Below are 24,797 nucleotides of genomic sequence, written 5' to 3' on the forward strand. Positions count from 1 at the left end.
TTTGAAATGAAATAAAGAAAGAAATTAAACCGCTACAACAACATATGGTTTAATCATAAAAAAACGCACCTTATTAAAAGGTGCGTTTTAATTTCTACGATTTAGAATTTAGCGCCGGATTGGTTGGCCATATAGTCAACCGCAGCTTTGACTTCGTCATCGCTCAGACTTGAGTTACCGCCTTTTGCCGGCATGGAATTGAAGCCTTCAATCGCGTGTTTGTGCAGGGTATCTTTACCTTGTTTGATACGCGGAGCCCAATCGTCTTTTTTACCGACAACCGGAGCGCCCGGGATGTTACCGCCGTGGCACGCTTTACAGTTGGCTTCAAAAACAGCTTTACCGTCTACTTTGGCAGAAGAAGCGTCTGCTTTTTCTACCGGCTTGGCTTCGGCAGGAGTGGCCGCCTTTGCATCAGCTGCTGAAGCTGCTTTTTCAGCTTGTGCAGGTGCGGACGCAGATGAAGCGGCAGCGGATGAAGCGGCAGCAGAAGCAGGTGCCGGTGCGGGAGCAGGTTCGGCTTTTTTCACAGGCGCTTTGCCGTCTTTGTTGGACAGACCCCATACATACGCAGTCATGATGTGGAGTTTGTCTTTATCCAAGAAACGACCCCAAGCCGGCATTTGACTGTGTCGGCCGTTGGTGATGGTTTCGATAATCGATTTTTGAGTACCGCCCCACAACCATACGTCATCGGTCAGGTTCGGACCCAGTCCTTGGATACCTTGACCTTTATCGCCGTGACAGGTAAAGCAGTTTGCCGGAGGACCGCTGAACAATGCTTTACCGCGTTCTGCACGCTCTTCATCGTATTGGTCCTTAGGTTTGGACAAGGACATGACATAGTTTGCCACATCTTTTACGCGTTCTTCACCCAGTGCAGGACCCCATGCAGCCATTTGTGCCGTACGGCCTTTTTCAATGGTCTCATGGATTTTCTCAGGTTCGCCGCCCCACAGCCAGTCGGTGTCGGTCAAATTCGGGAAGCCTTTAGAACCTTTGGCATCAGAACCGTGACATTGGATACAGTAGGTATTGAAGAGGTTTTGACCGATGGCGCGTGCTTCAGGATCTTTTGCCACTTGCTCAATCGGCATTTTGGCAAATTTGGCATAAACTTTGCCGTACTCTTGATCGGCTTTAGCCATTTCTTTCTCGTATTGTCCCTTGCTGCTCCATTTCCACTGACCTTTATAATCGCCTAAACCCGGATACATAATCAGGTAGCCGATACCGAACAACCAAGTGCAGACATACAGCCAAAACCACCAACGCGGCAACGGGTTGTTGTATTCTTCAATACCGTCCCATTCATGGCCTGTCGTTTTGACTTCTTCGCCCTTTTTCGGACGTTTCACAACGTTTTGGGAAAGCAGCAGCCATGCCAAACCGATAAAGCTAAGCACGACAATAACTGCAATGTATATATTCCAGAAATTGCTGGTAAATTGGGATGTTGTGTTCATTCTTTTGCTCCGTGATCACGGACTAAACTGTTATCGCCCGTCTTTTTCAGACGACTCTTTATCATCATTTTCGAAAATACTGTTGGCAGCATCATCGTAGTTCTTTTTATTACGTCGATTAAAAACAATATAAAGCACTAAGATGAAGCTGATAAAAACCCAAACAGTGAAGAGCGAGCGAGCCCAGTTTGCGTCCATGATGTTACCTTACGTTTTTCAATGCCAAGCCTAAGCCTTGCAGGTATGCAATCACCGCATCCAGCTCTGATTTGTCTGCCAAAGCTTCAGGAGCTTTGGCAATCTCTTCATCGCTGTAAGGCGTACCGACTTTACGCAGGGCTTTCATATGCGCTACGGTTGCTTCGGCATCAACTTTGTTGCGGGCAAGCCATGGGAAAGCAGGCATATTGGACTCCGGCACAACGTCGCGCGGATTCAGCAGGTGGATGCGGTGCCATTCGTCGGAATAGCGACCGCCCACACGAGCCAAATCCGGACCGGTACGTTTGGAACCCCATTGGAACGGATGGTCATAAACAGACTCACCGGCAACGGAGTAGTGACCGTAACGTTCGGTTTCTGCACGGAACGGACGAATCATTTGAGAGTGACAGTTGTAACAACCCTCGCGGATATAGATGTCGCGACCAGCCACTTGCAAAGCGTTATAAGGTTTCACACCTTCAATAGGCTGGGTTACAGCCTTGGAGAAGAACAGCGGCACGGCTTCAATCAACAGACCTACGCTGACTACAAGCAGGGTAAATACAATCAGGACGCCGACTTTTTCTTCAGCTAATTGTTGTAATTTCATTTTGGTAGCCTTTTCTTATGTTTTTAGTGGTGCTGGGTTTGAGACACCGCGGGAATCTCGGCATCAACCGCTTTGCCACTGATGGCTGTACGGTAAACGTTGTATGCCATGATACACATACCGCTCAGGTACAGCAGGCCGCCGGTGAAACGAATCATGTAGTAAGGCATGGTGCGTTTAACTGACTCTACAAACGAATAAGTCAAAGTACCGTCAGCGTTCAGAGAACCCCACATCAGACCTTGCAATACACCGGCAATCCACATGGCGGCGATATACAGAACCACGCCGATGGTCGCAATCCAGAAGTGTGCTTCTACCAATTTGGTGCTGTACATTTCATTTTTACCGAACAGACGCGGAATCATGTAGTACACGGAACCAATGGTCACAAAGCCTACCCAGCCCAAAGCGCCGGCATGAACGTGTGCGACAGTCCAGTCAGTGTAGTGGCTCAAAGCATTGACGGTTTTGATGGACATCATCGGACCTTCGAAGGTAGACATACCGTAGAAGGACAGAGAAACGATCAAGAATTTCAAGATAGGGTCGGTACGCAGTTTGTCCCATGCGCCGGACAAGGTCATGATACCGTTGATCATACCGCCCCAAGAAGGTGCGAACAGAATCAGGGACAACACCATACCCAAAGACTGGGTCCAGTCAGGCAGAGCGGTATAGTGCAAGTGGTGGGAACCTGCCCACATATAGGTAAAAATCAAAGCCCAGAAGTGGACGACGGACAGGCGGTAAGAATAAACCGGACGGCCTGCTTGTTTCGGTACGAAGTAGTACATCATACCCAAGAAGCCCGCAGTCAGGAAAAAGCCCACCGCGTTATGACCGTACCACCATTGAACCATCGCATCGATCGCACCGGCGTACACAGGGTAAGATTTCATCAGACCGGCAGGGATGCTGATGTTATTGACGATGTGCAACAGTGCGACAGCCAAGATGAAGCCGCCGTAGAACCAGTTGGCAACGTAGATGTGTTTGATTTTACGTTTGGCAATCGTACCGAAGAATACGATGGCGTAAGCAATCCAAACCAAAGCGATCAGGATGTCGATAGGCCATTCCAATTCAGCATACTCTTTAGCTTGGGTATAACCCAAAGGCAGGCTGACGACTGCGCTAACGATAACCGCCTGCCAACCCCAGAAGGTAAATGCCGGCAGCCAACCGCCAAACAGACGTGCATTACAGGTACGTTGAACAACGTAGTATGATGTACCCATCAGACCGCAACCGCCGAACGCAAAAATTACTGCGTTAGTGTGCAACGGACGCAGACGGCCGAAGTGGAACCAGGGGCCGACATCTGATAAATCGAGGGCGGGGGCAAACAATTGGGCGGCGACAATGACGCCGACCAACATGCCCACAATGCCCCAAACTACGGTCATGATGGCGAACTGGCGCACCACTTTGTAGTTATAAGTTTGTGTGTCCATGAGAGTCTCCATGAATTATGGGAATAAAAATTTTTTATCTCACTTTGCCGTATGCATTTTGAAAAAACGCAATAAGGGCTAAGTTTAAATTTTTCTAAATTTAACATATAAGACAAGCCTAGCCAAGCGGAATTACATTTCACACCATATGGCCACACCATCGATTTTTTATATTTTTTACTTTATAATCATAATTTTATTTAAAAACCCTCCTAATAGTACTACTTTATTTTTTCAAGCCTCCCTTTTGAATGAGGCTTTATTGATATAAATTAAATTGCATAACTTGACTTCCATATTCATAAAATTTAACAAATGTACCAATAGTCATGATTAATTACAAAATCACCCCCAACCCGCTCGCCCACGAGTGGCACATCCGCCTAACCTTCCGACAAGAACATGATTTAGAAACAGAAATCAGCCTTCCGAACTGGGTTCCCGGCAGCTATCTGATACGCGATTTCTCACGCCACATCACCACCATCCACGCCTTTTGCAATGGCGAATATACCCATCTGACCCAAGTCAAAAAAAACCGATGGCGCACTGCCCCGCAGTCCGGCGAGTGGGAAATTTACTACACCGTTTACGCCTACGACTTGTCTGTCCGCGGCTCGTTTTTGACTGCCGAACGCGGGTTCTTTGACGGCGCATGCCTCTTTTTACAGGTAAACGGACAAGAAAACAGCGCGCACCAAATCGAATTCCCCATTCTGCCGAAAACATGGCGGATTGCCACCACCCTACCCCAAACCGACATCCACAGTTTTCAGACGACCTCCTACCACGACTTAATCGACCACCCTGTCGAACTGGGCAACATCGAATTTCTCGATTTCGAAGCCGGCGGCATACCGCACCGCATCGCCTTAAGCGGCCACTATCCCGATTTCGACCGCAACCGCCTCGTGTCAGACATCCGCAAAATCTGCGAAACCGAACTGGCAATGTTCCCCTCCCCTGCCCCGTTCACGCATTACCTCTTTCTGCTCCACGTCGGCGACAACATCTACGGCGGACTTGAACACATCAGTAGCACCGCTCTGCTCGCCGACCGCCACAGTCTGCCGCCGCACGGCATGACCGACGCCAATGACGCCTACACCCAACTGCTCGGACTGTTCTCACACGAATACTTCCACGCCTGGAACGTCAAATCCATCAAACCCGCCGTCTTCGCCCCCTACGACCTCGACCGCGAAAACTACACCGAGCAACTCTGGGCGTTTGAAGGCATCACCTCCTACTACGACGATCTCTTCCTCGCCCGCAGCCGCACCATCGCCCCCGAAGCCTACCTGCGCCTGCTCGCCCAAAGCATCACCCGCGTGCAGCAAACCAAAGGTCGTCTGAAACAAAGCCTAGCCGAATCCAGCTTCACTGCTTGGAACAAATTCTACAAACAAGACGAAAACAGCCCCAACGCCATCGTCAGCTACTACCAAAAAGGCGCGCTCGCTGCCCTCTGCCTCGACCTCGCCATCCGCAGTAAAAGCAGCGGGCGACACACCCTCGACAGCGTCATGCAGCAACACTACCGCGATTGGCTGGACACCCGACAAGGCATCCCCGAAAAACAATGGCAAGCCCGTTGCCAAGCGTTTACCGGTCTAGACCTCGAAGACTTTTTTCAGACGACCCTCTACACCACCGCCGACCTACCCCTTGCCGAACTCCTCGCCACCATAGGCATCGGACTGCAATGGCAGGCACAGCCGCGCAGCCACGGCGGCGCATTCCTGTCCGAACCGCCAACCGAAACGCCCGCTCCCGCGTCCGACTTCGGCGCAAGGTTCAAACAAAGCAGCGACCACGCCACCCTGACCCACGTCTTCAACGGCGGCAGCGCAGAAAACGCCGCCCTCTGCCCGCAGGACAAAATCATCGCCATCGACGGCTACGCCTGCACCGACCTTGCCGCACAGTGGGCGCAGCTCCCCATCGGCACCACCGCCCGCCTCCACTACTTCCGCACCGGCATCCTGTACGTCGCCGACATTACCGTCCAAGCCGCCGAAGCCGACACCGCCGTCCTCTACATCACCGACCGCGAATTATTTGAAAACTGGCTTTATAATGACCGAGCCTGATTTTCAGACGACCTCAAATACCAGATTGAGGTCGTCTGAAAACCACTTACAGAAAGGAAAACCCATGTCTATCCAAAAACTTGCCGACAACCTCTACATCGCCCCGCAACTGACCGAAGCAGACGTACAAGAAGCCGCCAAACTCGGCATCCAAACCGTCATCTGCAACCGTCCCGACGGCGAAGAAGAAAACCAAGTTACATTCAAACAAGTCGAAGGCTGGCTTGAAGCCGCGGGCATCTGTGAACACCACCATCAGCCCGTCGTCGCGCCCGCCATCAACGCCGCCGATGTTGCTGCCTTCCAAAACCTGCTCAAAAGCGTTCCCCAACCCGTCCTCGCCTACTGCCGCACCGGCACCCGCTGCTCCCTGCTCTGGGGCTATCATCAGGTGCAAAACGGCGCAAGCGTCGCCGACGTCGTCGCTGCCGCACAACAAGCAGGCGTCAACCTGAGCAACTTCGAAGCCCGCCTGCAAGACGCGCAACAAAACGGTCTGGCGTAACACGCTATCCGTTTACCCAAAGGCAAAGGTCGTCTGAAAAACCGTTTCAACGAATGGAAACCGTTTTCAGACGACCTTTTTTACTGTTCCATCAAACACATTCATGCCTGTTCTACAAGCTTGAATCACGTTTTAATCATCTTCACAACAACCTGTGCTTCAAAGCAGGCAGTCTGGTGCGCACGCTTTGCAGCCTTGTAGCGTCCAAATCGGCAATGACAATGCCCTCGCCTTCGGGCAATACACCCAAGATTTCGCCCCACGGGTCGATAATCATACTATGGCCGAACGTGCGCCTGCCGCTTTCGTGTTCTCCGCCTTGCGCCGAAGCGATGACGTAGCATTGGTTTTCCACCGCGCGGGTGCGCAGCAGCAATTCCCAATGCGCTTTGCCTGTTGTGTAAGTAAAAGCGGCGGGCAGCAGCAAAACGTCAAACGGCTGCTGGGCGCGGAAAAACTCGGGAAAGCGCAAGTCGTAGCACACTCCGGCGGCAAGCGGCACGCCGTCGGCAGTCAATTTCGGTACATCGCCGCCTGCGCTGATGGTGTCCGCCTCAGCATAGCGTTCGCCCAAGCCTGAGAAACCGAACAGGTGCATTTTGTGGTACAGCCCGATTTGCGTGCCGTCGCAGTCGTACACCAACATCGTGTTCATGACCTTGCCTTTGTCGGGGCTTTGCAGCGGAACCGTGCCGCCGAACAGCACTACGCCGCACTCCGCCGCTGTCTCGCTCAAGGTCGTCTGAAAACGAGCGCAGCGAGTTTCACTAAAATTACTACCGACTAAAGGTTCAGCAAAAGTCAGTTTGTCGGTATCCTTGCGCCCCATCAGCGGCCAATATTCAGGCAACAGCACCCAATCCGCGCCTTGTTCGGCTGCTTGGCGCACGAGGCGTTTCATGGTGTCGATGTTGGCATCGGGGTCGGTGGACGAAATCATTTGTACGGCAGCGGCGCGGATGTTTTTTTGCATGTCAGTTCCTATCTGCGTGTTCAGACGACCTGCCGGCAGGTCGTCTGAACAAAGATTCACGGTATGTCCAAAGAAAATACCTGTACTATTCTCTGTGTAATTTGAAACAACGGCATAGGCTTGCTATTTGATATGGCAGTTCGCTTCGTTTTTGATACGGCACACATCATCAGCCGTCATTTCCGTCCACACGCAATACGCCGATAAATAAACCGTATCGAAAACATGGCAAAGGTCGTCTGAAAATCCGTTTTCAGACGACCTTTATTCATTGCTTGCAACGGGCGGCGTTAGTTCATCGCAGCTTCAGTTCAAGCCGCCGGCAGCCATCCGCGTATGCGTTTTTCCATTGCGTCTGCACTCAAGCCCAAATCGTCCAAAAGTTTTTTCGGATCGCCGTGTTCGGTTACGGTGTCGGCAACGCCCAAGAGTAAAACGGGTTTGCAGATGCCGTGTTTCGCCAACACTTCCAACACCGCGCTGCCTGCGCCGCCTTGTTCGGCGTTTTCTTCGGCAGTAACGATGTAGTCGTGGCTTTGGGCGAGGCGGACGATGAGTTCCTCGTCTATCGGTTTGACGAAGCGCATATCGGCGACGGTGGCGTTCAGTTTTTCGGCAACCGTCAATGCGGGGGCGATCATGCTGCCGAAGGCGATGAATGCGGTTTTCTCACCTTGACGGCGGATGATGCCTTTGCCGATGGCTACGGTTTCGAGGTCGTCTGAAACGGGCGCGCCTGTTCCCGTGCCGCGCGGATAACGGACGGCAGCGGGGGCGTTTGCCTGATAGCAGGTTGAAAGCAGCAGGCGGCATTCGTTTTCATCACTCGGCGCGGCAACAATCATGTTCGGCACGCAGCGCAAGAAGCTCAAATCGTACAAACCGGCATGGGTCGGACCGTCTGCGCCGACGATGCCCGCGCGGTCGACGGCAAACAAAACGGGCAGGTTTTGCAGGGCGATGTCGTGCACCAGTTGGTCATAGCCGCGCTGGAGGAAGGTGGAGTAAATGGCGACGACGGGCTTCATGCCTTCGCAAGCCAAACCGCCGGCAAAGGTAACGGCGTGCTGCTCGGCGATGCCGACGTCGAAATAGCGGTCGGGAAATTGTTGTTCGAATTCAACCAATCCGCTGCCCTCGCGCATGGCGGGGGTAATCGCTGCCAATCGGGAATCTGCCGCCGCCTGGTCGCACAGCCATTTGCCGAATACCTGCGTATAGGTTGGTTTGGCGGCGGGCTTGTTTTCTTTTTCAGACGACGTTGCGGGTTTGGGGTCGTCTGAAACGTCTTTGGGCAGGTTGGCGACGGCGTGGTATTTGACGGGGTCGTTTTCGGCGAGTTTGTAACCGTTGCCTTTTTTGGTGATGACGTGCAGCAGTTGCGGGCCTTTGCGGCCGCGCAAGTCTCTCAATACGTCAACCAGATGCTCGACGTTGTGACCGTCCACGGGGCCGGTGTAGCGGAAACCGAAGTTTTCAAACAAAGACAGCGACTGCTTGGCGTGTTCGGCTTCGCCCGCCAGCGTTTTGATTTTGTGCTCGACTTTTTGGGCAAGCTCCATCGCGCCGGGCAGCTTGTCCAAAACTTTGCTCGATTGCGCCTTGATGGTGCTCAACACGCCGCGCATATCGCGCACGACGTTGCTGGCAAGGTATTTCGGCAGCGCGCCGACGTTGGGGGAAATCGACATTTCGTTGTCGTTGAGGATGACCAGCAGGTTCACGTCCATATCGCCTGCGCAGTTCAAGGCTTCAAACGCCTGACCCGCCGTCATCGCGCCGTCGCCGATAATGGCTACGCTGCGGCGGTCGCTGCCCAAAAGCTTGTCTGCCGCCGCCATGCCCAAAGCCGCGCCGATGGAGGTGGAGGAATGACCCACGCCGAAAGCGTCGTATTCGGATTCGCTGCGCTTGGGGAAGCCCGCCAAGCCGCCGTAGCGGCGCATGGTTTGCATCTGGTTTTTGCGGCCGGTGAGGATTTTGTGCGGATAACTTTGATGGCCGACGTCCCAAACCAAATGGTCTTCAGGCGTGTGATAGACGTAGTGCAAAGCCACCGTCAGCTCGACCGCGCCCAAGTTGCTGGCGAAATGACCGCCGGTTTGTCCGACGGATTCGAGTAGGAATGCCCGCAATTCGGCGGCAACCTGCGGCAGCAGGCTTTTATCCAGCCTGCGCAAATCCTGCGGCAGATGGATGGTGTCTAATAACGGAGTGTGGCTCATGGTGTGTCTTTGCGGGCTTATTGTGTCTATCGGACAATTATAGCAAGAGTTGTCCTGTTCGGATAAAGGGTTTTGACGAAGCTTTGTTTTCAGACGACCTGATTTAACTGTCTATTTATATAAAGGTCGTCTGAAACTGCCTCTTTCAAACCTAAAATCATTCTACTGCCGTTCCAGCCATTCATCGCGGGTTTGTTTAGCAGCGGCAAAATAGCGGTAAAGGGCGGCGCGGTCTTCTTCGGACAGGATGCGTTCGAGTTCGGACAACTGGGTACGCAGGCCGCCTATCAAATCCAACAGGCTGTTTTTGTTGGCAAGGCAGATGTCCGTCCATACGGCGGGATGACTGGATGCGATGCGCGTAAAATCACGGAAACCCGTGGCAGCAAATTCGAGGTAGCGCCGACCATCGGGATGATCGGCGATTTGATGGACGTATGCAAAGGCGGCAAGATGCGGCATATGGGAAACGGCGGCAAAAACGGCATCGTGTTCTTCCGCGCTCATACGGAAAGTCTGCGCTCCGACTGCCCGCCACAAGTTTTCAACCAGGCCGGCGGCCTGTTCATCTTCTTCCCCATGCGGCGTGATCACCAGCTTCCTGTCCTGAAACAATCCGAACTGTGCGGAAAGCGCGCCGCTCCTGTCAGAGCCTGCAATCGGATGTGCGGCGATGCAATGGGACAAATGTTCGGGCAGGACGCTGCGGAAAGCCTGAACGGCAGATTGTTTGGTACTGCCCACATCGGTAACCACGGTATGCGCGTTCAAATAAGGTCGGACGGTGCGGCAGATGTCGGGAAATGTGGAAACAGGCGTAGCGATAACGGCCAAATCCGCTTCGTGCATACTCAAAGCGTCGATTTGCGTGTAGGCGCGATCAATGACGCGCCGTTCAAGCGCACGGTCAAGGTTGTCGCGATCCAAATCAATGCCGGTTACCGTATCGACCAATCCGAGCCGTTTCAAGTCCAACACGAACGAGCCGCCGATCAGCCCGACACCGATAAGGACGATGTGTTTGAGTGTATTCATAGCAGGTACGCGGGACAAAGGTCGTCTGAAAACGGCACGCCCGCTATTTTAGGGATTAATTGTCCGCATTCTATCGTATCCGAAAGGCAAACGCATATCGGCAACGATACTGCCTCGCGCACCATCCGTCCGACCATAAAAAGGCAGTTGCCATTGTGCCGTTTCGTTTTACAATAGGCAGACCGAAATCCATCCGCCGAAAGCAAACTATGTCCTTGGCCCAACCGAAACGTATTTTAGTCATCAAGCTGCGCCACCACGGCGACGTGCTGTTGGCGACGCCCGTCGTCCACGCCCTAAAGACCCGCTTTCCCGATTGCGAAATCGATATGCTGGTTTACCGGGAAACCGCCGACATCATCAGCGATAATCCCGAAATTGCCGAAATATTCACCATAGACCGCTCCTGGAAAAAGCAGGGCTTGAAAACCCAGCTGTCCGAAGAGAAAAAGCTGTTCTCGCGCCTGAAAAAACGCGGGTACGACTGGGCGTTCAACCTGTCCGACCAATGGCGTGCGGCAATACTCGCCAAATTCTGCGCACAATGCAGCGTCGGCATCAGCCATATCAAACGCGACCGCTTTTTCTGGCGTTGGTGCCACGACTTCCTCAACCCCGAAGCCGGACGCGGCTGCCACATTACCGAATACCATATGAACGTTTTGCCGCCGCTTATCCGCCCTGAGGAAACGCAGCCGGCAAAAGTGATGATGGCAATCGGCGAAGATGCCCGCTCGAATTTGCAAAGCAAGCTGAAAAAACAAGGCTGGAATGGGGAAGATTATGTGTTGTTCCATCCGGGCTCACGTTGGGAATTCAAATGCTGGGAAGACGGCAAAAACGCCGCCATTGTCCAATTACTGCTCAACCACGGTCAAAACGTCGTTTTAACCGCCGCACCCTCAGCAACCGAACAACAAATGATCGATGCGGTTTTAGAACGCGTCAAAATTCCCGAAGGTGGGAAACTATGGATACTGTCGGGCAACCTCAACCTGCGCGAACTGGCTGCCGCCATCGACGGCTGCAAACTCTTCATAGGCGTAGATTCGGCACCCATGCACATCGCCGCCGCGCTGGACAAGCCGCAAATCGCCCTGTTCGGCCCCTCATGGCTGGACAGATGGCATCCCTATTCCGACAATGCCGAGGTTATTTGGGCAGGCGATTTCGGCGACCTACCCCACCCCGACAGCATCAACACATCCGACAACACACGCCTGCTCAAGGCCATTCCGCTGGAAGCCGTGTGGAACAAAATCGCTGAAAAGCTAGGTTTAAACAAAGAAACTTAAACAAAAAGGTAAAGGTCGTCGTCTGAAACTCCCAGATCCGTTTTCAGACGACCTTTTCATGACACGAACGACAAAAAATTCAATATTTCCCAAACTGCCCTGCCCCATCATCTCCCATATTGCCTGCATGGGGGGAAGGGCTATGCCAAACCGTGCGCGACAGGCTGCGCGAACCTACCGGCGTATCCTGTTCTGCCTGAAACAACACATTATTCCCACCGACTATGGGTAGCGAGCCGCGCAAACCGACATAACTGCCCGAATCATATACACCGCTATGTGATACCGAACTGCCTCCCGATTTGATGCGCGACGCTTCGACGCCGCTTTTGATTTCGCCATAGAGGCGGACTTCTGCCGTCGCCAACACAGGCAAAGCCGTCAATGCAGCAACCAAAATATACAAGGGTTTCATCTTTTCCGTTCCTTTCAAATATTTCTTACACACCCGAATAGCGATAACCAATTTGGCCAACCAGTATATGCCCCTCTTGCGTAAACAAACCATAAATCGTGAAAACGTCGTCTGAAAAGACACCTTGCAACCCATATCCGTTTCATATTGATTTCACTATAATCCCGGTTTCCCCGCCTCAACAGCATAATCATGACTTCCGCTTCACAAACCACCCGCATCCTAGGCATAGACCCCGGCAGCCGCGTAACCGGCTTCGGCGTCATCGACGTCCGCGGCCGCGAGCATTTCTACATCGCATCCGGCTGCATCAAAACTCCTCCGAACGCGCCGCTGTCGGAACGCATCGCCGTCATCGTACGCCATATCGATGAAATCGTCCGAACTTACCAGCCGCAACAGGCCGCCGTGGAGCAGGTATTCGTCAACGTCAATCCTGCCTCCACACTCATGCTCGGACAGGCGCGCGGCGCGGCATTGGCTGCATTGGTCATGCATGGCTTGCCCGTATCCGAATACACTGCCTTGCAAGTCAAACAGGCCGTCGTCGGCAAAGGCAAGGCAGCGAAAGAACAAGTACAGCACATGGTCGTGCAAATGCTCTCCCTTTCGGGCACGCCCCAATCCGATGCCGCCGACGGCCTCGCCGTCGCCCTGACCCATGCCCTGCGCAACCACGGACTTGCCGCACAGTTGAACCCCAACGGAATGAAAGTCAAACGGGGACGCTTCCAATGGTGAAAAGGTCGTCTGAAAACGAGCGTAGCGGGTTTCGCCAAAACAAGTTTACTCAGACTCCTACTCTCTGACTGAAAAACAGACCTTTCCGTTATAATTCCCTTTTTCCCGCACCATCCCGCGACAGACGACATGAAAGCCGCCTTTTTCCTCCTCTACCTCATCCAGCTTCTGCCCTTCAAAGTTATACACAAAATCGCCGACGCAGTGGGCATCCTCGCCTATTACGCCGTCAAACCGCGCCGTAAAGTCGGCGAGACCAACCTCAGAAAATGCTTTCCCGAATGGAGCGAAGACCAACGCAAAGCCGTGCTCAAACGCCATTTTCAGCACATGGCGAAGCTGATGCTCGAATACGGCCTGTATTGGTACGCGCCTGCCGACAGGCTGCGCAAACTCGTGCATTATCAAGACAAACACCATCTCGATAACGCGCTCGCGGCGGGCGAAAAAGTCATCCTGCTTTATCCGCACTTCACCGCATTTGAAATGGCGGTTTACACCCTCAATCAGGACGTGCCGCTGACCAGCATGTATTCGCACCAAAAAAATAAAGCGTTGGACGAACAAATCCTCAAAGGCCGCCACCGCTACAACAACGTCTTCCTCATCGGCCGCACCGAAGGCCTGCGCGCGATTATCAAGCAACTGCGCAAAAGCAACGCCCCCTTCCTTTACCTGCCCGACCAGGATTTCGGCCGCAACGACTCCATCTTCGTCAACTTTTTCGGCATTCCCACCGCCACAATTTCAGGCTTGAGCCGCATCGCCGGCATGACGAAAGCCAAAGTCATCCCCGCCATTCCCACGCGCAACGCCGACAACACCGTTACGCTGCGTTTCTATCCCGCATGGGAAAACTTCCCTTCAGACGACGTTGTAGCCGACACCCAGCGCATGAACGACTTTATCGAAGCACGGGCAAGGGAAAATCCCGAACAATATTTCTGGCTGCACAAACGCTTCAAAACCCGTCCCGAAGGCGAACAGGGATTTTATTGAATTACATACAGTTACATCAAAAAACAAAGCCCGTCATATACGGGCTTTTATTATTTCTATTAAATCGAAAATTAGCAACAATAGTAACAAATTTCAAATTGAGAATATCTCACATTAACTCTTTGGATAACTTAGATATTCGGCCCCATCAAACCCCAAACACCACGAAAAAATCAAACCAAACTCAAAAAACATAAAAGCAATACGAAATTTTAGTTAATATGTTAAATTTAATTTCATTTAAAATCAAACTGTTATAAAATAACATTTCGGAAGAATCAATTATAACAAATAACCCAATAAAAATATAATGTTGAATTTATGTAAAAAAATTGATTATTTTAAATAAAAATATAAATATAAGATTTTATATTTCAAATAATTTATATTTTTTGAAATATTATAAATATAAATTTAGCATATAAAAATAATATAAACTACTTGGCAAACCCAAATTTTTCGAGTAAATTTCGCTACATCGAATTACAGCCGTACCGGCAAATCCGATACTCCGGTTTCCAGCAGCAAATCCTTCGATTTGCAGCGGATGTTCCGAGCCTCACTCCCTCGGAACAAAAGTTTACCCGCACGGAGTTGAGCCGTGCAGGTAAAGCCGCAGGCGAAAGCCTGTATTGTTTGTGAAGCGTAAATCTCTGATTTGAGGTATTGGGGCAATCCTGTGGGGGATTGCCTCCTTTTTTTGTTTCCTGCGTTTCCAGCATTTTATTGCCCCCTATCTCAAATTATAGTGGATTAAATTTAAATCAGGACAAGGCGACGAAGCCATAGACAGTACAGATAGTACGGCAAGGCAAGGCGAGGCAACGCTGTACTGGTTTAAAGTTAATACACTATACCTTGAGGTATTCGGACATTCGGCCCGCATTACTTCATATGAAAAGGTCGTCTGAAACCTGATTTGGTTTCAGACGACCTTTAAACTTTATCCTGAGACGGATAGCTTACATTTGCTGTTGCGCCGCTTTGATGGCGTTTTGGTCGGGATTGATCAAAATCTCGACGCGGCGGTTTTGGGCGCGGCCTTCGACAGTGGCGTTAGACGCGATAGGGTGGCGCGAGCCGTAGCCTGCTGTGGTCAGACGCGAGCCATTCACGCCGCGCGATTGCAGGTAGTCGGCAACAGCAAGCGCGCGGTTGCGGGACAGCGGCTCGTTGATGGCATCGTTGCCGGTGTTGTCGGTATGACCGTTAATCGTCAAAGTCGTGTCGGGGTATTGCACCAGCGTTTCGGAGGCGGTCGCCAGAGCGTTGCGCGCGTGATCGCTCAATGCCGCGCTACCGGTAGCGAAGGTGACGTTTTCAGGCATGACCAGTTTGATTTGGTTGCCTTGGCGTTCCACTTCGATATTGGTGTTTTTCAGGTTTTCGCGCAGTTTTTTCTCTTGATAGTCCATGTAGCCGCCGACGCCCGCACCAATCGCGCCACACGCCAACGCGGAATTGCGCGCGCCTTTGCCGCCGTGGGTCAGTGCGCCGACGATGCCGCACACTGCCGCACCACCCAAGCCGTACATGGCGGTTTTGCTGGTGTTGCGTTGTCCGCTTACAGGGTCGGTTACGCAGCCGGTCAGTGCCAAAGGAATGGCCAACGCGGCAACGGTCAAAGGTTTCAAGAATTTCATTGAGATTTCCTTTCAAAAAATACCGCTCCAACACAGATGGTCGTCTGAAAGCGGTTTGATGTATTTCAACGATGTTTCGGCGGGCTGCAAACCCTTCAAAACAGATTGAAACAGCATGATAGCCAAGATTGCGGAGCAGCAAATCTCGCTTAACCCGATATTACCTAACTGACCGCAAACTGACATTCCAGTTTTCTATTCTGCGTATTCAGTAAGATTGCCGTAATGAAGTTTGGTTCCTCAAGGCGTTTGCAACACCTATTCTTTTCCATAACGGCGGCGGACATACCTTATCAACATATATTTCAGCCTCAAACGCACATCGTAACCGACCGATCCCGCGCCCAACACAAACAACACCAGCGCAACCGGCAAGGCAAAATGGTGGCCTATCTGATGATAGCCCCACGCACCAATCACCCCACCCAACAAAAACGACCACATCATTCCACCCAAAAGCCACATCTTCGGCTTATTGACACGCACATGCGGCAGGCGCGGATGATGTTTTTTCGAATAATACAGCACGCGCGAAAGCTCGATGCCCAAGTCGGTCGCCGTGCCGGTCATGTGCGTCGAACGGATGGCGCCACCAGATAAAAGCGTCATCACCGTATTGTGCATTCCCATGATGAAACATAATAAAAACAACGCTAAAGACGGGAAAACCATATTCCCGCTTCCAATGTTCCATTGTGATGCCGTCAGTCCGAACAAGCCGAATATCAGCAGATAAACCGCTTCCAGCCACATGGAAAAACCGAAGCTGCCGCGAAACCGCTTCTGCTGCGTCCACAAAACCACCCAGCCCGAATGTACCGCACCGACAATGAAACACAACACGCTGATCAAAGCTACCGCCGCCGTTATCCATTCGCGCAGATACACAGCGTCCGCCAGCAGCGACATCGAGCCGGTAACGTGTGACGTGTAGCGTGCGAACGCAAAGAAACCACCCGCATTGATCGCACCTGCTAACATCGCCATGATGTAGCCCAGCCTGCGGAAGCGCGCATCGGAAATATGGTGTTCGTGCAGATACGGCCTGTCCGCCTGCCAAAACGGCGGGGCATGTCGCCGCTTGTCATGCGCCCTAATCTGCTTATCGCGTCGTAGGTGTATTTTTGGTTCTTCCATGTAACGTTATCTCTTTTGCAATGATGGATGCAAGGCAAGAAAAACACCTTTCCGATTAAAATTAATCCATCATCCGAACAGTGTGTTCAGACGACCCCGCCATCAAAAATCTATAATATTTAGGTGTTGTACCTACCACTGATGAGAAATGACGGCAGGCAGGAATTTTTCTATTTCCATTAACCATAAAAAAGGTCGTCTGAAAAGCATTTTATCCTTTTCAGACGACCTTTCTACCGATTACATCAATACAAAATCAAATCAGCACACTTCAACCAACCAGCCGTGTTTGTCTTCTGCCAAACCGTATTGGATGTCGGTCAAGGCTTTGCGCAAAGCGTAGCCGCGCTCTTGGCTTTTCACTTCGATTTCTTTGCCATCGATAACGAAAGAAGTAACGGGCGAGATAACGGCGGCTGTACCGGTCAGAATCGCTTCCGCGCCCTCTTCGACTGCAGCTTTGAGTTCGTCCACGGTGAAATTGCGTTCGCTGACGGTGTAGCCCAAGTCTTTGGCAACGGTCAGCACGGAATCGCGGGTTACGCCGTGGAGGAATTCGTCGGTCAACGGCTTGGTGATGATTTCGTTGCCTTTAATCAGGATAAAGTTGGACGCACCGGTTTCCTGTACGTCGCCGTTCGGACAGAACAGGACTTGGTTTGCGCTGTGTTCGGCTTTCGCCTTCAGCACCCAAGGCATGGCGGAGGCGTAGTTGCCGCCGCATTTGACGCGGCCCATGTGCGGTGCGCAGCGGATGTGTTCGGTTTCAACCAAAATTTTCACGGGCGAACCGGCTTTGAAATAGTCGCCGACCGGAGAAGCGAGGATATAAAGCAGCGCGGTTTCGGACGGCGAACCGGCTTTGCCGATAACGGGGTCGGTACCGATGAGCGTCGGGCGCAGATACAGCGCGGCAGGCGCATCGGGGATTTCATCGGCGGCGCGTTTGACCAATTCGCTCAGGGCATTTAAATAGGCTTCGGTTTCGGGGCGCGGCAGGTGCAAAATATCCGCGCTTTGTTGCATACGGGCGATGTTTGCCGTCGGACGGAACAAGACGATTTTGCCGTTTGCCTGACGGAATGCTTTTAAGCCTTCAAAGCATTCGCTGCCGTAATGCAGGGCATGCGCGCCGGGCGCGAGGGTGAGGTCTGAGGAAGTTTGCCATTCGATCGGCTGCCATTTGCCGTCCTTATAGACGATAACGGGCATTTGGGCGTGGAAGACGCTGCCGAACACGGCGGGTACAGGTCTGCTCATGATGATTGCCTTTCTTATTCTGTTTGGTTCTGTTTAGATATTAAAAGTTGAAAGATACGCCTGTACGGATGGTTTTGACAAGTGCGAATGCCCGTTTCGAAATCAGCTTCTGCACAAGCCCTTGCCTGATAACGAAATACGGAAAACCCCCATTCCAAGTATGGATACAAATTGTCAGCAATCATGCCTACCGTTTACTACATATATATAATGAAGCCTGAGGTCGTCTGAAAACTGCCGCACATCCTATCCGAAACAATCCAAATCGTTTAAACTAAGCCGCATCTGCGGCAAACGGATTCGGAAACGGAATCCACATTGACCGCCCTACTGAATTTTTCAGACGACCTTTTCAAAATTTTCCGACAGGCATACCGCCGGAGACATCCATGAAACTGATTTACACCATTATCAAAGTCATCATTTTATTATTGTTTTTACTGCTCGCCGTCATCAATACCGACAGCGTCGCCTTCCACTATCTGCCCGGTCAAAAAGCCGACTTACCGCTGATCGTCGTCCTCTTCGGCGCGTTTGTTATCGGTATCGTGTTCGGCATGTTTGCCCTGTTCGGCAGACTTTTGGCACTGCGCAGCGAAAACAACCGCCTGCGTGCCGAAGTCAAAAAACACGCACATTTGAGCGAAAAAGACCTCGTCACCCCCGTACCGCAACAACCTGCGCCGCAAACGACTGTCCCTGCCAACCAACCCGTACAAACGCCCAAGCCTTAAAGAAGGAATCACATGGACAACGAATTGTGGGTCATCCTACTGCCCATTACCCTTTTGCCCGTCTTCTTTGCCATGGGCTGGTTTGCCGCCCGTATCGACATGAAAACCGTGTTGAAACAGGCGAAAAGCGTGCCCGCCGGCTTTTACAAAAGTCTGGACGCATTGGTTGACCGAAACAGCGGCCGTGCCGCCCGCGAGTTGGCGGAAGTCATCGACCAGCAGCCGCAGTCTTACGACCTCAACCTGACCTTGGGCAAACTCTACCGTCAGCGTGGCGAAAACGACAAAGCCATCAATATGCACCAAGCCCTGCTCGACTCGCCCGACACCGTCAACGAAAAACGTGCACGGGTGTTGTTCGAACTTGCGCAAAACTATCAAAGTGCAGGCTTGGTTGACCGCGCAGAACAAATCTTCATCGGCTTGCAGGAAGGCAACATGGCGCGCGAAGCCCGTCAGCACCTGCTCAGCATCTACCAGCAAGACCGCGACTGGGAAAAAGCCATCGAAACCGCGCAACTCCTCAGCCACGACGAGCAAACCTACCAATTTGAAATTGCACAGTTTTATTGCGAACTTGCCCAAACCGCGTTGTTCAAATCCAATCTTGACGCCGCCCGTTACAACGTCCAAAAAGCTTTGGACGCCAACAAAAAATGCGCCCGCGCCAATATGATTTTGGGCGACATCGAAACCAAACAGGGCAATTTCCCCGCCGCTGTCGAGGCATACGGCGCCATCGAGCAGCAAAATCATGCCTATCTGAGCATGGTCGGCGAGAAACTCTACGAAGCCTATGCCGCCCAAGGCAAACAGGAAGAAGGACTGAACCGGCTTATCGGCTATATGCAGACCTTCCCCGATTTAGACCTTATCAACGTCATCTACGAAAAAGCCCTGCTGCTCAAAGGCGAAAGCGAAGCCGCCCAACTTGCCGTCGAACTCGTGCGCCAAAAACCCGACCTCAACGGCGTGTACCGCCTGCTGGGCTTGAAAATCAGCGACATGAATCCCGCGTGGAAAGCCGACGCCGACATGATGCGCTCCGTCATCGGCCGCCAACTCCAACGCAGCGTCATGTACCGCTGCCGCAACTGCCACTTCAAATCCCAAGTCTTCTTCTGGCACTGCCCCGCCTGCAACAAATGGGAAACCTTCACACCCAATAAGATCGAGGTGTAAACCAAACCAACAAAAAGGTCGTCTGAAAAGTTTCAGACGACCTTTTAGCATCTTCTCTCACCCTGCTACCAACTGCCAATTACTTACCAGCAGCTCCTTATTAACACCTCCAAACAAAATAACCTATAGTTGTAATTCTGCACACGAGTAATCATCTCTTATGTACCTCAAGCAATATCATTACTACCACTCGTTATACAAAATTACAGACCTAGATAGTGAAAATTTATACACTTCAATCAAGAAATCCAACCTCAACAAATATAGAAGTCTGCTGAAATATTTTTAGCAGACTTTCATTAGAACTAAACGGTGATTTATTTCACTCAACGGTATAAAAAACAACAAATTTGCCAAACAATCTACTTTTTATAACATATAAAATAAAAATAATTATCTTATATTTCAATTAATTATTTATTTTCTTTAAATAATTAAAAATGAAATCATCATTATTTTTTTTATTATGCTAAAATCATTTAAACATTCATTATGGTTATAGATAACATCTATCGTGCATACGGGTGAAATTTTGTTTAAAAAGTAGTGAACTAACAAACAATCTCGTAATCTTACTTAATTTAGACTAAGCGATCTAAAACATAGTACAGATAAGCATAAATGACCAAGTGATAACGGATATAGCTGCTACAACATACACGCCTCCATCGTAACTGCCACTATCCGAACTATAAAAAACACCTTGTAGCTAGAAAACAACTTTACCTAAAAAATGGAAAGAAGTTCTCAAAACAAGAATGCTTTAATAAATAGTATGAACCATCCTGCCAAAACCACACAAACACTGGCAGAACTGGTTGCAAAACATACCGTACCTTTACATTGCTGCAGGTATTAGCCTGTAATGTTCAACCATGGGAAATCTGAATTATGTCACAACAAACTACGTCTTTACTCACTAACTATGGACAAACCAGCATCAATACGTCCAAACCGTCAACAACAAACCAACCTACTTCAACAACATCTTCTTCGTCCATACTAAATGCGCTAATTTTCGAACATGCGATGGGTGGTATGCAAATTGCTTCTTCCCTACCGAAGCAAACGCACGGACAAACCAACATTTCGGGAGCACAAAATATGCGGCCAACCCAACTTCCGGCGACAAAATCCAAACTGACGCCTTTCGAAGCCAAGTTACTTGCTCAAGCCAAAGCCGCCGCAGAGAAAAAAGCTGCTCAGGAAAGAGCTGAGGCAGCACATAAAGCAGCTATGGCCGCTGCTCAAGCCAAAGCCGCTGCCGAAAAAAAGGCTGCTCAAGAAAGAGCTGAAGCTGCTCATAAAGCTGCCATGGCCGCTGCAGAGAAAAAAGCTGCTGCCGAAAAAAAGGCTGCTCAAGAAAGAGCTGAAGCTGCTCATAAAATCGCTATGGCTGCCGCAGAGAAAAAGGCTGCTGCAGAGAAAAAGGCTGCTCAAGAAAGAGCTGAAGCTGCTCATAAAATCGCTATGGCTGCCGCAGAGAAAAAGGCTGCCGCAGAGAAAAAGGCCGCACAAGAAAGAGCTGAAGCCGAGCGCAAAGCAGCCCGAGAAAAAGCTGAAGCCGAACGTGTAGCTTTGGAACAAAAACGAGAAATCGATCGTAAAGCAGCCATCATCACTGCTCGCGAAAAAGCAGAAGCAGCCCGCAAAGCTGCTGACGCTGCTGCAAAAGCTGAATTAGCAGAGAAAAACCGTGCCGAACAAATCAAACATTCGACAAACAAACCAGGTAATCATTCTTCAACCGAAGAAGAAATGAGCAAACCTGTAAAAAATACAGTCTCTAAAACAGACAACCCATCATCCGATAAATCGCATGTCGGCAAGAGTACGCTGCCAACACAAAACAATGCAGGTAAAGTAACCGACCTTTCTGATGACAACAATAATGCAGCACAGCACCAAAACAACAAAAGCGTTTCTCCTACGCAACCTGCCGCTGAAAAAGGAACGACTGCGACTGCCCACATCCATAATCCTGCAGAAGGCAAACAATCAGAATCCGGCGACTATAAAGTATATGAGTCCAAACAATATGGTCGTTACATTAATGTAAATGATTTCGGCGCAGATCCGACAGGTAAAAAAGACAGCCTGGCGGCTATCAAAGCCGCGCTCGAAGCTGCTCATAAAGAAAAAGCCATGCTGTTTATGGACGGCACTTATTACATTTCTGACCAAATCGTTATCGACAATAATACCTCCGGTGTTAAAGGCATCTTCGGTGCTGGCATGGGCAAAACCCAAATCAACTTTGATAAAGCCCAAGTTGGTATATTCAATTCCAACACCAACCACGATGATGTTCGAGCTTTTGCGGGTATCTTGGTAGATGGTCAAAATGGCAAAACGATTGCCGACCTATCCGTTCGATACACCAACGCTGATTTCTACCGCAAAGGTTTAAGCTATTTCGGTAAAGTAAACGGCATTTTAGTCAACGATGCAGACAACACCCTGATCAGCAAAGTGGAAGTATCCGGTGCAAACCGTGCAGGTGTAACCTTTACCTCTACCGCTGCACTCATGCGCGAAGCAGGCTACAAACTATCTTATAAAGACCGTGTTGCCAACGGCTCCATCGACGACAAATACGATTCACTGCCTTTAGGTGAAAATAACCGTATCGTTGACTCCAAACTGCACCACAACCGCGTTGCCGGCGCACTGGTTTCCTATCAAAAGAATTTCCTCGGAGAAGGCAACCTCTTGTCCTGGAACGGACACCAAGATGATGGCGGCACCGGCTACGGCATCGCCGCCGCTGCAGGTAGCTACAATTACGGCATTACCTACCGCAAAAATACGACCGACCACAACTACCGGAAAGGTCTGGACGTGCATGACGGCACAGACGTTTTAATTGAGAACAACACACTGAATGGCGACCGACTGTACGGTATTGCGGTCTATAACCGCCAATTCTCGCTGGATAACGTCAAAATATCCGGTAATGTCATTACACAGGACACTTCTTTCCGTCTTGCGGTCGATGACACTCCGGGATACGACTACCATATGTATTCCGGTATCCAAGTACAGACCAATACGCAACGCCGCGACTTACACAGTAAAGATAAAGGCTATTTTGACATCAGCAACAACACAATCAATAACTTGGAGGTCTATAAAGACAATATCCAAACCTACGGTATCGAATTCCGTAACCATGAACAAAAAATGGATTACACACTAAACATTACCGGCAACAAAATCAGCGGCGAATCAACCAAATACCTGATGGCGGTCATTAATGACACCTACGCTCCTCAAACTAAGGAAAAAGGTATCGGCACCAGCACCATTAACATCAGTGATAATATTGCCGATATTGGCAAAATGAAGAGTGGAGCTGTTCCTTTCTATATTGAAGAACACCACTCTGACGTACCGATGCATGGTTCGGTTACGCTGAACAACAACGCCGTTACGGTTCGTGAAGAATCCGGTGGTTATGCCGAATTTGCGTTTATGCGTACAAATGCCAAGGAATATAACGTTACCAACAATACCCTGTCGCTGCACGGACGCCTGGATAACAGCATCGTTGAAGTCCGCAGCACCGGCGACGGCAAGGTTAATGCTAATTTAAATATGGCAAACAATACCTTGGTAACCGACATCAAAGGCCCAATTTACAAAACCTGGCTGCGTTATGAATCGGATATTGATGTTTATTCCAACTCCAACACCCATAACGGAGACACACTTGATAATGTCAATACCAAAGGCAGCAACCTCAGCCTGTCGGACGTATTGGTCAGCGTCAGCAAAAACATCAACACTATTCAAGATTCCGTCTATTCCTACCAGCACAAAACCTTACCGGTAACGGAAGACCACGTGCACACCAACGGCATCCTATAAACCAGCCGTAATCAAAAGGTCGTCTGAAAAGTTTCAGACGACCTTTTATCTATTCCCTACCCTACACCGCTACGGCAGCCTTGATGTGCGGATGCGGGTCGTAGCCTTCCAACTCAAAATCTTCAAATTTGAATGCAAACAAGTCTTTGACTTCGGGATTGATTTTCATCACCGGCAGCGCGCGGAAGTCGCGGCTCAATTGCAGTTTTGCCTGTTCGAAATGGTTGCTGTACAGATGCGCATCGCCGAAGGTGTGGATAAATTCGCCTGCTTCCAACCCGCAAACTTGGGCAATCATCATGGTCAACAGCGCGTAGCTGGCAATGTTGAACGGTACGCCGAGGAAGATGTCCGCGCTGCGTTGGTAAAGCTGGCAGGACAATTTGCCGTTGGCAACGTAAAACTGAAACAGCGCATGGCAAGGCGGCAATGCCATTTCATCCACCAGCGCGGGATTCCATGCCGACACAATCAGGCGGCGGGAATCGGGGTTTTTCTTGATTTGTTCCACCACATTGGCAATTTGGTCGATATGGCAGCCGTCGAGTGCAGGCCAACTGCGCCATTGGTAGCCGTACACAGGTCCCAAGTCGCCGTTTTCGTCCGCCCATTCGTCCCAAATGGAAACATTGTTATCTTTCAGGTATTTGATATTGGTATCGCCTTTGAGAAACCAAAGCAGCTCATGGATAATCGAGCGCAAGTGCAGCTTTTTGGTGGTCAGCAGCGGAAAGCCTTGACTCAAATCGAAGCGCATTTGATAACCGAACACCGAGCGCGTGCCTGTGCCGGTACGGTCGGATTTGTCGGTGCCGTTTTCGAGAACGTGGCGCATTAAGTCATGGTAGGCTTTCATTGGTATCCTTTAAGAGTGTGTGTTGTTGGAAATGCTTTGGGGCGTATTGTATAGCATCCAGATGCGCGAATACATGGCTTTTAATGAAAATCTAAGG

General features: G+C 50.6%; 20 protein-coding genes. 8 read left to right on the plus strand and 12 right to left on the minus strand.

Annotation, left to right across the window (positions count from 1 at the left end; translation table 11 throughout):
• Positions 1-101 precede the first annotated feature (101 nt).
• From ccoP to ccoN, 4 genes are read right to left on the minus strand one after another with little or no spacing between them, the layout of a single operon-like run.
• Positions 102-1,466 (minus strand): cytochrome-c oxidase, cbb3-type subunit III, encoded by a 1,365-nt coding sequence (gene ccoP, locus DBY90_RS01380; RefSeq protein WP_083286746.1) that lies wholly within the window; start codon positions 1,464-1,466, stop codon positions 102-104.
• Between the two features lie 30 nt (positions 1,467-1,496).
• Complete coding sequence (locus DBY90_RS01385; protein WP_003741673.1) at positions 1,497-1,664, minus strand: cbb3-type cytochrome oxidase subunit 3; 168 nt, start codon at positions 1,662-1,664, stop codon at positions 1,497-1,499.
• Positions 1,665-1,668: 4 nt separating this feature from the next.
• Positions 1,669-2,280 carry a cytochrome-c oxidase, cbb3-type subunit II gene (ccoO, locus tag DBY90_RS01390; RefSeq protein ID WP_003741675.1) on the minus strand — a complete coding sequence of 204 codons (612 nt, stop codon included), beginning with the start codon at positions 2,278-2,280 and terminating at the stop codon, positions 1,669-1,671.
• Between the two features lie 23 nt (positions 2,281-2,303).
• On the minus strand, positions 2,304-3,737 hold the full coding sequence (gene ccoN, locus DBY90_RS01395; protein ID WP_186805879.1) for a cytochrome-c oxidase, cbb3-type subunit I: 1,434 nt from the start codon (positions 3,735-3,737) through the stop codon (positions 2,304-2,306).
• A gap of 329 nt (positions 3,738-4,066) precedes the next feature.
• Here ccoN and DBY90_RS01400 point away from each other — a divergent pair, with 329 nt between their 5' ends.
• Both DBY90_RS01400 and DBY90_RS01405 read left to right on the plus strand, forming a co-directional pair.
• Positions 4,067-5,830, plus strand: coding sequence for a M61 family metallopeptidase (locus tag DBY90_RS01400; RefSeq protein WP_070492596.1), 1,764 nt, complete (start codon positions 4,067-4,069; stop codon positions 5,828-5,830).
• Positions 5,831-5,894: 64 nt separating this feature from the next.
• Positions 5,895-6,335 (plus strand): TIGR01244 family sulfur transferase, encoded by a 441-nt coding sequence (locus tag DBY90_RS01405; RefSeq protein WP_070492597.1) that lies wholly within the window; start codon positions 5,895-5,897, stop codon positions 6,333-6,335.
• A gap of 142 nt (positions 6,336-6,477) precedes the next feature.
• Here DBY90_RS01405 and DBY90_RS01410 read toward each other — a convergent pair whose 3' ends face one another.
• The 3 genes from DBY90_RS01410 to DBY90_RS01420 form a co-directional block, all read right to left on the minus strand.
• On the minus strand, positions 6,478-7,308 hold the full coding sequence (locus tag DBY90_RS01410) for a carbon-nitrogen hydrolase family protein (protein WP_070492598.1): 831 nt from the start codon (positions 7,306-7,308) through the stop codon (positions 6,478-6,480).
• A gap of 311 nt (positions 7,309-7,619) precedes the next feature.
• A complete protein-coding gene (dxs, locus tag DBY90_RS01415; protein ID WP_070491259.1) occupies positions 7,620-9,533 on the minus strand; it encodes a 1-deoxy-D-xylulose-5-phosphate synthase in 1,914 nt (637 codons plus the stop codon).
• 162 nt (positions 9,534-9,695) lie between these two features.
• Positions 9,696-10,568, minus strand: a complete 873-nt coding sequence (locus DBY90_RS01420) for a prephenate dehydrogenase (RefSeq protein ID WP_070491261.1) — start codon at positions 10,566-10,568, stop codon at positions 9,696-9,698.
• Positions 10,569-10,777: 209 nt separating this feature from the next.
• Here DBY90_RS01420 and rfaQ point away from each other — a divergent pair, with 209 nt between their 5' ends.
• A complete protein-coding gene (rfaQ, locus tag DBY90_RS01425) occupies positions 10,778-11,863 on the plus strand; it encodes a putative lipopolysaccharide heptosyltransferase III (RefSeq protein WP_070491264.1) in 1,086 nt (361 codons plus the stop codon).
• A gap of 79 nt (positions 11,864-11,942) precedes the next feature.
• On the opposite strand, the gene DBY90_RS01430 is transcribed toward rfaQ, so the two are convergent.
• On the minus strand, positions 11,943-12,278 hold the full coding sequence (locus tag DBY90_RS01430; protein ID WP_070491266.1) for a porin family protein: 336 nt from the start codon (positions 12,276-12,278) through the stop codon (positions 11,943-11,945).
• A 192-nt stretch (positions 12,279-12,470) separates the two neighbouring features.
• Between DBY90_RS01430 and ruvC the strand changes: the two genes are divergently transcribed.
• Positions 12,471-13,019 (plus strand): crossover junction endodeoxyribonuclease RuvC, encoded by a 549-nt coding sequence (gene ruvC, locus DBY90_RS01435; RefSeq protein WP_070491268.1) that lies wholly within the window; start codon positions 12,471-12,473, stop codon positions 13,017-13,019.
• A gap of 129 nt (positions 13,020-13,148) precedes the next feature.
• On the plus strand, positions 13,149-14,018 hold the full coding sequence (locus DBY90_RS01440; RefSeq protein ID WP_070491270.1) for a lipid A biosynthesis lauroyl acyltransferase: 870 nt from the start codon (positions 13,149-13,151) through the stop codon (positions 14,016-14,018).
• Between the two features lie 962 nt (positions 14,019-14,980).
• Here the strand turns inward: DBY90_RS01440 and DBY90_RS01460 are convergent.
• From DBY90_RS01460 to ilvE, 3 genes are all read right to left on the minus strand, one after another.
• Positions 14,981-15,661, minus strand: coding sequence for an OmpA family protein (locus tag DBY90_RS01460; RefSeq protein ID WP_049228496.1), 681 nt, complete (start codon positions 15,659-15,661; stop codon positions 14,981-14,983).
• A gap of 258 nt (positions 15,662-15,919) precedes the next feature.
• On the minus strand, positions 15,920-16,798 hold the full coding sequence (locus DBY90_RS01465; protein ID WP_070491774.1) for a YoaK family protein: 879 nt from the start codon (positions 16,796-16,798) through the stop codon (positions 15,920-15,922).
• A 261-nt stretch (positions 16,799-17,059) separates the two neighbouring features.
• A complete protein-coding gene (gene ilvE, locus DBY90_RS01470) occupies positions 17,060-18,058 on the minus strand; it encodes a branched-chain-amino-acid transaminase (protein WP_070491772.1) in 999 nt (332 codons plus the stop codon).
• A 389-nt stretch (positions 18,059-18,447) separates the two neighbouring features.
• On the opposite strand from ilvE, the gene DBY90_RS01475 reads away from it, so the two are divergent.
• From DBY90_RS01475 to DBY90_RS01485, 3 genes are all read left to right on the plus strand, one after another.
• Positions 18,448-18,792: a LapA family protein gene (locus DBY90_RS01475; RefSeq protein ID WP_070491771.1), complete on the plus strand. Its 345-nt coding sequence runs from the start codon at positions 18,448-18,450 to the stop codon at positions 18,790-18,792.
• A 12-nt stretch (positions 18,793-18,804) separates the two neighbouring features.
• The gene (lapB, locus tag DBY90_RS01480; RefSeq protein ID WP_039410768.1) at positions 18,805-19,974 is read left to right on the plus strand and encodes a lipopolysaccharide assembly protein LapB; all 1,170 of its coding nucleotides are present in this window, start codon (positions 18,805-18,807) and stop codon (positions 19,972-19,974) included.
• Between the two features lie 1,470 nt (positions 19,975-21,444).
• Positions 21,445-23,844 (plus strand): right-handed parallel beta-helix repeat-containing protein, encoded by a 2,400-nt coding sequence (locus DBY90_RS01485; protein ID WP_070491630.1) that lies wholly within the window; start codon positions 21,445-21,447, stop codon positions 23,842-23,844.
• A gap of 61 nt (positions 23,845-23,905) precedes the next feature.
• Here DBY90_RS01485 and DBY90_RS01490 read toward each other — a convergent pair whose 3' ends face one another.
• Positions 23,906-24,700: a thymidylate synthase gene (locus DBY90_RS01490; protein ID WP_070491626.1), complete on the minus strand. Its 795-nt coding sequence runs from the start codon at positions 24,698-24,700 to the stop codon at positions 23,906-23,908.
• Between the last annotated feature and the right edge of the window lie 97 nt (positions 24,701-24,797).

Origin of the sequence: Neisseria mucosa (assembly GCF_003044445.1) — a bacterium.
GTDB classification, from domain to species: Bacteria; Pseudomonadota; Gammaproteobacteria; order Burkholderiales; family Neisseriaceae; genus Neisseria; species Neisseria mucosa_A.